General features: G+C 65.4%; 14 protein-coding genes. 8 read left to right on the top strand and 6 right to left on the bottom strand.

Features of this window, described 5'->3' with window-relative positions; genetic code table 11:
* The 3 genes from AB0J64_RS32710 to AB0J64_RS32700 all read left to right on the top strand — a co-directional run.
* Positions 1–385 (top strand): hypothetical protein (locus AB0J64_RS32710; RefSeq protein WP_364035461.1); only part of this gene is annotated, 385 nt, incomplete at its 5' end.
* Between the two features lie 280 nt (positions 386–665).
* A complete protein-coding gene (locus AB0J64_RS32705) occupies positions 666–1316 on the top strand; it encodes an MOSC domain-containing protein (protein ID WP_364035459.1) in 651 nt (216 codons plus the stop codon).
* Between the two features lie 304 nt (positions 1317–1620).
* Positions 1621–1845 carry a hypothetical protein gene (locus AB0J64_RS32700; RefSeq protein ID WP_364035456.1) on the top strand — a complete coding sequence of 75 codons (225 nt, stop codon included), beginning with the start codon at positions 1621–1623 and terminating at the stop codon, positions 1843–1845.
* Between the two features lie 132 nt (positions 1846–1977).
* On the opposite strand, the gene AB0J64_RS32695 is transcribed toward AB0J64_RS32700, so the two are convergent.
* A complete protein-coding gene (locus AB0J64_RS32695) occupies positions 1978–2640 on the bottom strand; it encodes an endonuclease/exonuclease/phosphatase family protein (protein ID WP_364035464.1) in 663 nt (220 codons plus the stop codon).
* A gap of 192 nt (positions 2641–2832) precedes the next feature.
* On the opposite strand from AB0J64_RS32695, the gene AB0J64_RS32690 reads away from it, so the two are divergent.
* Both AB0J64_RS32690 and AB0J64_RS32685 read left to right on the top strand, forming a co-directional pair.
* Positions 2833–4020, top strand: coding sequence for a tyrosine-type recombinase/integrase (locus AB0J64_RS32690; RefSeq protein ID WP_364035453.1), 1188 nt, complete (start codon positions 2833–2835; stop codon positions 4018–4020).
* Between the two features lie 89 nt (positions 4021–4109).
* Positions 4110–6509 (top strand): site-specific integrase, encoded by a 2400-nt coding sequence (locus AB0J64_RS32685; protein ID WP_364035450.1) that lies wholly within the window; start codon positions 4110–4112, stop codon positions 6507–6509.
* A gap of 287 nt (positions 6510–6796) precedes the next feature.
* On the opposite strand, the gene AB0J64_RS32680 is transcribed toward AB0J64_RS32685, so the two are convergent.
* From AB0J64_RS32680 to AB0J64_RS32670, 3 genes are all read right to left on the bottom strand, one after another.
* Positions 6797–7150 (bottom strand): hypothetical protein, encoded by a 354-nt coding sequence (locus tag AB0J64_RS32680; protein ID WP_364035447.1) that lies wholly within the window; start codon positions 7148–7150, stop codon positions 6797–6799.
* A 188-nt stretch (positions 7151–7338) separates the two neighbouring features.
* A complete protein-coding gene (locus tag AB0J64_RS32675) occupies positions 7339–7518 on the bottom strand; it encodes a hypothetical protein (RefSeq protein WP_364035444.1) in 180 nt (59 codons plus the stop codon).
* Between the two features lie 235 nt (positions 7519–7753).
* Positions 7754–8470: a GNAT family N-acetyltransferase gene (locus AB0J64_RS32670; RefSeq protein WP_364035441.1), complete on the bottom strand. Its 717-nt coding sequence runs from the start codon at positions 8468–8470 to the stop codon at positions 7754–7756.
* A 205-nt stretch (positions 8471–8675) separates the two neighbouring features.
* Here AB0J64_RS32670 and AB0J64_RS32665 point away from each other — a divergent pair, with 205 nt between their 5' ends.
* From AB0J64_RS32665 to AB0J64_RS32655, 3 genes are all read left to right on the top strand, one after another.
* Positions 8676–9011, top strand: a complete 336-nt coding sequence (locus AB0J64_RS32665) for a hypothetical protein (protein ID WP_364035438.1) — start codon at positions 8676–8678, stop codon at positions 9009–9011.
* Between the two features lie 153 nt (positions 9012–9164).
* Positions 9165–9395, top strand: coding sequence for a hypothetical protein (locus tag AB0J64_RS32660; RefSeq protein ID WP_364035435.1), 231 nt, complete (start codon positions 9165–9167; stop codon positions 9393–9395).
* Between the two features lie 633 nt (positions 9396–10028).
* Positions 10029–10151: a hypothetical protein gene (locus tag AB0J64_RS32655; RefSeq protein ID WP_364035432.1), complete on the top strand. Its 123-nt coding sequence runs from the start codon at positions 10029–10031 to the stop codon at positions 10149–10151.
* Between the two features lie 25 nt (positions 10152–10176).
* Here AB0J64_RS32655 and AB0J64_RS32650 read toward each other — a convergent pair whose 3' ends face one another.
* Together AB0J64_RS32650 and AB0J64_RS32645 are read right to left on the bottom strand one after the other, a co-directional pair.
* On the bottom strand, positions 10177–10971 hold the full coding sequence (locus AB0J64_RS32650; RefSeq protein ID WP_364035429.1) for a metalloregulator ArsR/SmtB family transcription factor: 795 nt from the start codon (positions 10969–10971) through the stop codon (positions 10177–10179).
* Between the two features lie 440 nt (positions 10972–11411).
* Positions 11412–11627, bottom strand: a complete 216-nt coding sequence (locus tag AB0J64_RS32645) for a hypothetical protein (protein WP_364035426.1) — start codon at positions 11625–11627, stop codon at positions 11412–11414.
* Between the last annotated feature and the right edge of the window lie 159 nt (positions 11628–11786).

Below are 11786 nucleotides of genomic sequence, written 5' to 3'. Positions count from 1 at the left end.
GGTCAGCGGCGTCAAGATCGACCACTGCATCACCAAGAGGAAGTCCGGCAGCGGCTACAAGGTCTTCTCCAGCCTGTCCATGTCCTGGGACGAGCTCAGCGAGCATTTCGGATCGATGCACCGGTTCAATCATTTCTACGTCTACCTGTACGTCAACAGGAGAAACAATGGCGGTGGCGGCGACAAGAACTACAAGAGAACCATGTGCCTCTTCACCGACGCTCTCAACGCGCGCAGGGAAAGCGCCATCGCGTGCTCCACGCCAATGGTGAGCTACAGCAAGAAGTACGATTACTACTCGGACGTGTTCGTCGTCGCCGACGTCGCGAGCGACGGTAAGGGGGAAATTTACTGGGCCCTCCACCGTTCGAAGTACATCTACTGAATCTTTTCCAACCTTCCTGCCGAAGCGGGCCAGCCCAGCTCGTCCTTGATCTGTTTGTAGCTCTGATCGATTCCAGTTCCGGGTGCCGTAAAGGCGGACGGTCCGCGGCCAGGTAGGGCTGTCGGCCCGCGCGGGGTGCGCTGGGACGGGGTCGCGTGAGCGGGCGGTTGGGCAGGGGCCCAGGAAGCCGGGCCCAGTGGGCGGACGAGATCCTCTCGGTGCATGAACTCGGTGTTTAAATGCGTCGCTTTGGCGTCTGGCGGACCGTACCGTCTCCCGCATGAAGCTCCTCTCCGTCAACGTCGGCAAGCCTCGACCCAACCCGTGGAAGGGCCTCAGCGCGACAGGCATCGACAAACGGCCCGTTGACGGTCCGGTCGCCGTCAGCGCTCCCGGTCCCAAGGGCACTGGCGCGGTCGGTCTCGCGGGTGACCGCGTCTATGACGTGAAGCACCACGGCGGTCCCGACCAGGCCGTCTACGCCTATGCCCGCGAGGACCACGACGGATGGCAGGACGAGCTGGGCAGGCCGCTTGCCAACGGCGCCTTCGGAGAGAACCTCACGACCTTTGGCCTCGACGTCAACGGGGCTCTGATCGGCGAGCGTTGGCGCATCGGGTCCAAGGTGGTCCTGGAGGTGTCGTGCCCACGGATTCCGTGCGCGACATTTCAGGGGTGGCTGGAGCGCGACGGCTGGATCAAGCAGTTCACGCAGGCCGCGTTGCCGGGTGCGTATCTGCGCGTGACCGAACCCGGAGACATCCGTACCGGCGATCCCATCGAGATCGTGCACCAGCCCGGCCACAACGTGACCGTCGCGCTCGTCTTCCGCGCGATGACGCTCGAACCGGACCTCCTGCCGCAGCTGCCGGCCGCCGATGCGCTACCGGAGGAGATCACGGAACTGGCTCGTAGGCGTATGACCAGATAGATGATCGACTTCGGGAACCCGTCGAACGAACATACCCCGATGTGCTGATCGTGCGGCGCGGCACCACCAGCATGGTCCGCTACCGGCTTCGACCCCAAGTCCTTCATCTCCTGGTACTCGGAGGAAAGCCTCCTCGGCTGGCCTACGATCTCCCCACAGAAGCAGGCCGCCACCGTCATTGACCTCCTCGGGGCGCGACGCGAGACGCTCGCCACAGCCCGTGGCAATGTCGCGGACGGCGGCGATGGCCGCCTCAGCGTGCCGGTGCCGATCGCCGGCGCCATCGGGCGGCGTCCGGCTGGAGGTGAGCACGGACAACGGGGTGTACGTCACCCGTTCGGTGCCCTACGAGGCCATCTGCGACGGTCAACCGCCGACGGACACCTCCCTGGGCGTGGTGTCGATCACCGAGTCGTCCATCACCCCGGCGGACTACCGCGGCAAGTGCCCGGTCACGCTGAAGGCCCAGGGCAAGGTCACGGTGTGGGGTGGTCGTCGCGCAGTGGATCATCGACGGGCGAGCCCGTGACCGCGTACATGGATACATGCTGCCCTCCGGCAAGATGACCTACTCCGTCACCTGAACCTGAGGATGAGGCAGGGCCGCCCCGCCCACCTGACCTCTCGGCCGGCGGACGGGGCGGCTCCAGCGGTTTCGCCGTCAGACCTTGACGCGGACCGGGACCGTGCCGATCGTCACGCGATGGTCGGAGCACGGTCCGCCACCACAGCCGGTGCCCTGCCCCAGCGCGTCACCGGAGTACGGACCGGCGATCAAGCTCTCCCGTACGAAGATCAGATCGATCTTGGGGCGCTGGTTGCAGGGCTCCTCAGGGGGGATCGGATCCCCGTCGCCGCTGGTTTCAAGGACGGTGGTCTCGCCGACCCCGGGGCATACCGGATCCAGGTCGTCGAGCTCCCTGTACTCACCGGTGTTGTTGCCGTTGTTCGGCCCGTTGACACTCGGGGAGTACCAGTCGTTGAGCCGGCGAAGGTGGGGGCGTGCGTTGAAGTCGCCGGCGATGACCACGGTGTCGCCGTCGTTGTAGAGGTCCTGGAGATGGCCCTGTACCGCGTTCAGTTGCTGCTCATTGATGGGGCTCCCGCCGATGTTCGTGTCGTCGCTGGTGATGTGCGTGGTGCAGAACCGCATATGCAGGCGGGCGGCCAGCGGCGCGCAGAGAAGCTTGTTCACGCCGCCCTTGGTGTCTTTCGGCAGGTCGTACTTCTTGGCGGTGCCGAGGTCTTGCCGGCTGAAGATGGCGATGCCGAACTGCTCGTAGCCGCAGGCCGGGTCCTCGCGAGGTTCTTCCCCGTTCCGGATGGCCGCGAAGCGGGCGAAGGCACGTTAACTGAACTAGTGAGAGAGTTTTCCCACTTCAAAAGCATATTTCCTTGATCTCTGCTAGCGTCCCGCTCCATGTCTGACGCAAGGGCCGAGTGGGATCTGGCGTTGTTAGTCGTGCGGGTCGTGGGACGGCTCGAGGAGACTGGTAACCCATGGGAGCCGTACCGGTTGCTGGACGGCGACGGCGTGGTCGTTGAGCCGGTGGCGGCGTTCCTGCGCGAGCTGCAGGCGAGGAGCTTGTCGGACGCGACCCTGCGGTCTTACGGCAACGATCTGCTGCTGTGGTGGCGGTGGCTGGCGGCAGCTGGGGTGTCGTGGAAGCAGGCAACACCGGCCGAGGGACGGGACTTCGCCCGGTGGATGCAGATCGCGGATAAGCCGGCCCGGACGCACTGGCGGCGCCGTGACGGCCACGCGGACGGCGCTGAGAAGCGTGGATCAGGTTCAGCGTCGTCGCGGGCGGGTGAGGTGAATCGGGTGACGGGCAAGTCCCGGCTCAGCACGAGATTCTCTCCGGCGTCGCGGGCGCACGCTGAGACGGTGCTGCGCCGGTTCTACGACTTTCATCTCGAGGCTGGCACCGGCCCGATCATGAACCCGTTCCCGCAGGACCGGTCGCGGCGCGCGGGCCGCGCGAATGCGCATCACAACCCGTTGGAGCCGTTCCGGCGTGAGCGGGTCGGCCGTTACCGGCCGCGGTTACCGGTCCGGATTCCCAAGCGGATCCCCGACGATCAGTTCAATGAGATCTTCGCCCGGTTGAAGTATCATCGTGACCGCGCCCTGCTGGCGTTCTGGGTCTCGACTGGCGCCCGGGCCGAGGAACTGCTCGACTCCGTGCAGGCCGACGTGGATCCGGGCGAGCAGGTCATCAGGGTGACCCGCAAGGGCAGCCGCGCGACGCAGTTGTTGCCAGCTTCGCCGGACGCGTTCGTGTGGTTACGGCTCTACCAGGAGGAGATCTGGAAGCGGGGCGCCCCTCGCGGTCGTCGTCAGCCGCTGTGGGTCACGCTGCGGCGGCCGTTCCGGCCGCTGACCTACCCGGCCGCCCGCGCGATGTTTGCCCGCGCGCAGGAAGCGCTGGGCTCGGATTGGACGATCCACGATCTCCGGCACACGGCGGCCTGGCGGATGGCGCAGGACCCGAACATGCCGATCACCGACGTGCAGTGGATCCTCGGCCACGCGAGCTTGAGCACCACGCAGCTCTACACTCTCCCCGGCCAGGACGAGGTGATTGCCCACGCCGTCGCTCATTATGACCGGCGACGACAGCAGGCGCCCGTTTCGGTCACGCCTCCGGCCGCGGGCTACAACCCTCGCTCCCTCGACATCCTCTACGGACGGCACACGTGACGGCCCCGAGCAACACCGCAGGCCGGCAACCGCTGAGGGGTGGGTCTGTCGGCGCCTCCCTGAGCGGTGAGTCGCTCAAGAATTTGCGGGTGAAGTTCCCCGCGCGGCAGGTGCCGACTGTTTGGCCAGCAACCACACGATCCGCACGGGAAATTCTCAACGAGTTGGATCAGCATCCTCGCCCGGCTGGCGAGGACACGCACGAGGTGAGGAGGCGCGGAGCGAGGAGCCTGCTGCTCTGGCTCGAGGGCTTCCCCGGCCAATCGTGGCAGCAGCGCTGGTGCGCGACATCCGCCCACTCGCTTGGAGGACGATGGGTCGAACAGGCTCATGTCGGGGTTGCCGGCCATGGGATGGCCATCCAGCCAAGGTTCCTGAAGATTGGGCTCCTTTGGCTGGTCTGCGCGGACGTTTTACGCCCGAACCTGGAGTGGCTCTCGACCATCGTGCGGTCCCGCAGTTGGTGGCCCGCGATGGCGACCTACCGAGATCCAGAAGGCATCGCTCAACTACAGGCGGTTGTTGATTGCCAGGGAGTCGATGACAAGCGCAGGAGCACAGCCTTCCACCAAATCGCCAGCATCATGGCCGCCAAGGGCGGCAAGCTCACCGATATCACCGTTGGTGACTGCTTGGAGCTACGCGAGGTTGAGTCCCGCATTCGCGCCGATCAGGGCTCCAGCAGAGGATATTTCTACACTCTTTTGCAGCAGCTGAAGTTCTTTCCCGCAGACGGGCCGCCCACGCTCCGGATGTTGACCAAGCACGCAGGCCAGGTGAGCCCGGAAAGACTGGTGGACCGCTACGCCCTTGAGTGCGGTCCCGTCCGCGATCTGATCGTCGAGTACTTGACTGAGCGCCAGCCCATGCTCGACTACAACAGCCTGCAACAGCTCTCGCGGTCCTTGGCCCTGAACTTCTGGAAGAACATCGAAACGCACCACCCAGGCGTCGACTCTCTCCGGCTGCCCGCCGACGTCATCGCAGCTTGGAAGTCCAGACTTCAATTCAAGACCATCCGCGAGCGGCAGCCTGACGGCAGCGTTCGCGAGGTTGCCGCTCCGAGAGCCAATGGCATCGACATCTTGACCTACGTTCGCGGGTTCTACCTTGATATCGCCCAGTGGGCGATGGAAGACCCTGTCCGCTGGGGGCGGTGGGCCGCGCCCTGTCCGATCACCTCAGCAGAGACCTCCAACAAGAAGCGGAACGCCAGACGCAAGGCGCGCATGGACCAGCGCACCCGAGAGCGGCTGCCCACCATCGCCTCTCTGGCTCAGATCGCCTACCGGCAGTGGGGTGATGCACAGGCGCGCCTGAAGGCACTCCGCAGTGCAGCTCCCGGTGAGACTTTCACCGTCTTGGGCGAAACCTTCGTCAAGGCCGTTGGAAGCCCCGGCCGGACCGTCGGCAGCGACTTGGCCTACGACGCCGATGGGCGAGGTCGGCAACTCGTGCTGGCCGAAAACCGGGCCTTCTGGGCTTGGGCATCAGTCGAAGTCCTGCGGCACACCGGGATCCGTATCGAGGAGATGCTGGAAATCAACCACCAGAGCATCACCCAATACGTCACCCCCGACAGCGGCGAACGTATTCCCCTGCTCCACATCGCCCCGTCGAAAACCGATCAGGAACGCCTCCTGGTCATCGACTTCGAACTCGCCGACGTCCTGGCCACGATCGTCTCCCGAGTCTGCGGAGACGCAGGCGCCATTCCACTGCTGGCGACCTACGACGCCCACGAGAAGATCTGGAACCCCCCGATGCCCATCCTGTTCCAATGGCGATCAGCAGGACACAACCGACCACTCAACCAGGACATGATCCGCAGGTCTCTCGATCAGCTCCTGCTGACCGCTGGTTTCACCGATGCCTCGGGGCAGCCCTTGCAGTTCCAGCCTCATGACTTTCGGAGGATCTTCGCAACCGAGGCGATCTTAAATGGGATGCCACCCCACATCGTCCAGATGATCTTGGGGCACAAGCTGATCGATACCACCATGGGCTACACCACGATCTATCCCCAAGAGGTGATCAACGGCCACCGCGCCTTCATTGCCCGCCGCCGCGCGCAGCGCCCCAGCGAGGAATACCGCACCCCGACCGACGAGGAATGGGAGGAGTTTCTCGGTCATTTCGAACGCCGGAAGATGGCCATCGGGGTTTGCGGCCGCGCTTACGGCACTAACTGCCAACATGAGCACGCCTGTCTTAAATGTCCGCTTCTGCGGGTCGACCCGGCTGATCGACCTCGCCTGGAAGAGATCAGGGACAATGTGATCGCCCGCCTCGCCGAGGCCGAACGCGAAGGCTGGCGCGGCGAGGTCGAGAAGCAACGAATCTACCTGGCCGCCGCCGAAGACAAGCTCGCCCAGCTCGACGAGCGGGCCCGCCGCGCGACCGCCATCCATCTCGGCATGCCCAGCTTCCCGGACATCGCCGGCCGCACCGTCACCCTCCCCACCACCCGACCAGGAGCCCCGTCATAACCACGCTGGAGCGCACCCTGACGAAGGCGCTCATGGAGATTGTCATCGGCCCGGACGACAGCGAAGACACCGCCATCGCGCCCGAAGCCATCATGCCACTACTCCTCCAACCGGCGATCCTCGTGCTGGACGAGCTCTCCGACGGGGACAGGCGAATCATCGTCCAGCTGATCAACAAATGCGCAGACGAGGACCAAGCCGGTCGGTGCAGCCGGACGGGAAGGGGGTGGCCTTCTCCGGCGAGACGCTGCGCACACGGACGCCGGGACATAGGGAGCCGGAAGTCCTCAGCTGATCAAGACCTTTATCAAGCGGCCCCTGATCGATTCCTTTAGTTCAGAGAAGCTTTTGCCCTCGGCCACCCAGCCTTTCTGTACCAGCTTGTCCTGCAGCGCTTTGTACTGACTCCAGCAGAGTTCGTTGAAGGCCGCGAAATCCGAGTTCCTGTTCACGATCGAAGCGGCGGCGGCCTCCACCATTCCGGTCGTCGTGGACGCGCGATTCATCTTCCAGCCGGACACATTCCACTGCCACACGTTGACGGTCTCGACCACCGAATCGGCGGCGCGCGCCGAGCCGCCGGGCAGCAGCGTCGCGCCCACGGCCACCACGGCGACCATTAACCGGGCGAGCATTCTCATCTCACGTTCTCCAATCGAGGTTGTACTTGTCGTTTCAGCGGGAGTGCCCCGCTGCGCCGGCAAGTTCTGCGCCATGACGCTATTCACCAGCGGTCCCTGGCGAATCTGTCAATCGACTGGTGACTCATGGAGACGATCGGAGTGAAGGCCGCACAGCGCACCACCACGCCGCTTGACCGCAGTTCACCTCACGGATCGGGGCGGGAGCGGGAGCTTCCTGATCTCTTCTCGTGGGCGGAGATGAGGGTCTCGATCTGAACGCCGAGTTCGGCGCCCAAGAGCCGGCCGATGTCGTGGGCGAGGAAGATGGCGATCTCGCGCAGTTCGGCGGCGGTGAGTCCGGAGTTGCCGAGGGCCGCCAATTGCACGTGATCAGCCGCCGACCTGGTGTTTCCCCCGCGACGCGTGCACGCCGTCCGCCTGATCATCCCGATGCTGCCGTCGCCCCGCCCGCAGGGGAAGCGCGCGCCGGGGCTCTGGTCTGCTCGGCTTGTCCCGGAACCATGGTGGTCGAGCGATCAGGCTTCCACCTCAGCAACCTGCGGCCCTCGACCCTGGTGCTGCGGCGGTCGTTCCGAAGCCAGAGGGCCCCACCGGGGGCCGCTAGGACACAAGCCGATCGGTAGTGGAACGGTTGTCGGCAAGGAACCGGACGATGTCAGGATCCCAGGTGTACTCGACGACGGGCAGTTCGAAACCCGCGGGGAAGCGTTCCATGAACTCTTTGGTGGGATGGCCGTCGAGACGCCGGTAGAAGGTGATTGCGGCGACGTTATCGCGCAAGACCTCCAGGTAGACCGTCTTGCCAGGGTGTTGCTCGGAGGCCCAGCCAAAGGAGTGGTACACGAGTTGGCGGCCGATACCGGACTGCTTGTGCTCCGGCTGGATGTGCAGGTTGTCGAGCAGGATGCGTCCGTCGGTCTCGACGGTGAGATAGGCAAAACCCAGGAGGGCGTTGTCATCGACGGCAACGAGCAAGCAGCGGGCGTGATCTGGTTCCGAGGCGACGGTGGCGAGCCGGGTGCTCCACATCACCTTGCGCTCGTCGAGCAGGGGCCCATTCAAGTAGCTGGCGGGCATGATCCCGGCATAGGCAGTCAGCCAGCTACGAGTGTGAAGTTCTGCGATCTGCTCGGCGTCGTCTTTGGTACCGGACCTGATGTGCATGGCATAGAGGTTCGCATAGCCGCTGACAGGGCCGTTAATCGCCGGGAGTGCCGCTTTGAGAGCCGAGTGGTCGATCGGAGCGGCTTGCGTCGATCCCCCGAAGCCCAAGGCGGACGGCGCGTGGTCGGCATTCCCCAGGCGATCGCCCCGCACTGCGAGAGCATCTGAACGTCTCCGTCGGCAACGAGCCGGGCGCTTTGCTCCTTCCCGGAGGCCAAGGGTGGCCCGCTCTGCTTGTCCCGGATTGTCGGCGGACGAGATGATCAGGATTCCACCTCAGCCATCCACGACCCTGGCGTACAGCGCGGCGATCAACCGGTAGCCGGAGTACCCCGCCGGAAGCATGAAAGGGTTGTCTGTGCGCTTGTTGCGGCTACTTACGGACTGGTTCTGGCGAGTAGATGCGTCATCAGGAGGCGATGCTAAGCCGCATCGCGGCCGGCGGTTATCTGCGGCCCATCCTGTGCGCCTCGGGCTGATCATCGGCGCTGCTGTCGGCGGTTTCTTCGGCATCTTCCTGTTGATCGCTGCCGCAACGGGATGGGAATACGCCTTCACACTGTCCAGCTTGCTCTTCTGCCTCTGCGTAGCGGTCTTTGCTGGAGTGAGCATGATGGGCGTCGGCTATTTCGAGCGTTGGCGTCAACGGCACTACGGGCACTACCCGCACGCGGTTCAGGATGATGCGTCCTGAGTTCGGTAGAGCCGATTGGTGTGCCCCGGGCCCACCTGTAGCGGTGTGATGGCCCGCCCATACCGCGGCCACCTACGATCCTGTTCCCGAGCCGGAGATCCACGCCGGAGGCCGGTCTTGGATGTGATGCACGTGGCAAGCCATAATCGCCGCGTGTCCCTTTTCAAGGTGCTTGCCGCCTTCGCAGTCATACAGCTCCTCGTGGTGGGTACCGTCTTTGAATTGCTCGCCTTGGCCCGCGCCAATGGTGAGGATCCGTTCGAGGTGGGACCGTACAAGATGGCCGCGTACGTGGCCCTTGCACTGAGTTTTGCGCTCTCGGGCATCCTTGCCGCTTGGTTGATCAAGCGTGAGGGGAAGAGCCGGGGCGGCTCCCGTGGCTGAGTTTTTCTTCCTGGCGCTGAACTGGGCTGTCCCGGCAGTCGTGCTCTTCTTCATCATTTATTGGTCGGTTCGGCTGGCGATCAGACATGAGAAGCACAGGCAACCGAGTGCAAGGGACTTGGATCGGGCACGGCACGCACGCGTGACAGCGGAGCGGGCGGCGCAACGCCGTGAGTGGAAGGAACGGGAGGCTAGACGGGGTGAACAATCCGAGCTGTAGCGTCTTGCTCATCTGAGCGCTGACGCCCCTTGCGCGGCGCGAGCGGTGAGCGCACGCGAGAACGGCCCCCAGGCTGTACGCCCAGCGTGCGGGCCGCAATCTCGGGCCGCGGGGCGGCACACCGCGCTCCCGCCTTGATACCTCCAAGAGCTGTTCGACAATGTTCCGATCGAACACCACAGCCTTGCGGGCCTCGGCGATGAGTTCCACGAGGTCGGCCACGAGCTCGGGGCTTGCGGCGATGGTCGCGTGGGCGGTCATGCGGTGCGGGCTGCCGCCGAGATCGACCACTGCGGCCCCGGCTTCGCGGGCGATGACGTCATTGAGCGGGAGCACGGCAAGGGGGCCTTCGTGAAGACCGCCCCACCGGGCATGTCCAAGCCTCAGGACACGAGGCGCACCGACGCAACTCCGTGCGCGCCTACCGCAGGCACGGCGGCTTCTGGACGGCGCTCGGCGCGACCGCGGTGCTCTTCGGCCTGCTCGCCTTCCTCTGGGCGGTCGCCTGGGCGGGCCGGTCCGGCGGCACCTTGTGACGTCGTCGGGCCCTGATCGGGGAGGTTACGCATCGTCCGGCAGCGGTTCGCCGGTCTCCAGCAGCGACTTCAGGCTCGCCACCACGTTCGGCCAGCCGTGGCTGACCATCTCGGCCAGGCTCGATCCGGGCTCGAAGCCGTCGTGTACGACGGTGAGCTTCACGACCTGCGCGGCGGCCTCCTCAATCGTGAAGGTGACCTTCGAGCGGGCCTCGCCGGACAGCCGGGCGAGCAACTCCTCGTCCCAGCCGAAGCGCTTGGCGAGTTCCGGGGTGATGGCGTGCCAGGTGTAGGAGAGCCGGCTGTAGGGTTCGGCCTCCAGCACGACCTGCTCAGGGTCGCTGATCAGCACCCCGTGGTTGTCCCAGGTCATCGGCGAGCCGACGGACCAGTCCGTATCGAACTCCGTGGCCCAGTAGCGGCGGGTGAAGGCGGGCTCGGTCAGCGCCTGCCAGAGCTTCTCGGGGGTTGTGCGGATGTAGGTGGTGTAGACGAAGGTCGGCGCATCCATCGGGGTCTCCTCCAGGGCGAGTTTCAGGTCCGCCAGGGCTTGGACCCTGGCCCGGTCGTAGCGGCTGATCCACCGGTGGGCGATCTCGTGCACGGGCGCGGCGTTGAGGTAATGCAGCTTCTCCCGGCCCCGCCGCACGGTGGCGACTAGCCCGGCTGCCTCCAACACCGCGAGGTGCTTGCTTACGGACTGTCTGGCCATGTCGAGTCCGGCACACAGCTCGCGCAGCGTCTGCCCGTTGCGGGCGTTGAGCGAGTCGAGCAGCGCGCGCCGGCTCGGATCCGCCAACGCCTTGAACACCTCGTCCATGCCCGCCCCTCGTACCCAGGTTGCCGCTTGTCGATATGCAGCCTTTCAGCTGCCTTTAATTTAGGCAGCCGTACGGCTGCATGTCAAGGCGCGCGGCTACGACGAGCAAATGCGAGCAGGGCGCGACGCGTACGCGTCCGGAGATCTTCCTCACCCAATGAGAGGCTGAGCGGGCGCTGTGGCAGATGGCCATGGAGGGAAAGCCGACGGCACCCCGGACCTACGGTTCCGTGCGATGGTGCTTCTGGCGACGTTCGCGAGCCTGCGTTGGGGTGAGGCCAGCGCGCTACGTCGGATGGATGTCGATCTCAAGGCCCGTACGGTCCGCGTCCGGGTCGCTTTCGTCCCGGGCCGGCCCAGTGCTTCTTGGTCTGGCACCACGTCAGCCAGGAGGTGACGGCGGCGCGGTTGCGGTTCCAGGTCGCTGGCGCGCTCGCTCCCTACAGCTCGGCGAGCGCCTGGCCGACCTCGGCGTCGGCGACCTCGGCCAGCGGCCGGTCGCGGCCAAGGAGGACGATGACGCGGTCGATGGCCGAGGCGTAGGCGCGGTGGGTGTTCGGGTTGGCCGTGCGCGGGGTGGCCAGGAAGGCTTCGGCGGCCGCGGCGAGGGTGACGTGCCCGCCGCGCAGCGCGGCGATCTTCGGCGCGGCGCTCATGCCGGCCGCCGCGCGGCATCGGCGGCGATGTACCGGATAACGTGCCGGAGTCGCGCACCACCCTGGCGAGCTGTTCTCCTGGTCGGCGTGCCGCCGTGATCGCTCATGTACGTGATAATGGATGATTATCACGTACATGCGCAGGTTCACTGCTGCGCG

Source organism: Nonomuraea sp. NPDC049695 (genome assembly GCF_040674955.1).
Classification (GTDB): Bacteria; Actinomycetota; Actinomycetes; order Streptosporangiales; family Streptosporangiaceae; genus Nonomuraea; species Nonomuraea helvata.
Note: the sequence above shows the minus strand (reverse complement) of the source record. Positions and strands in the feature narration are given on the sequence as shown.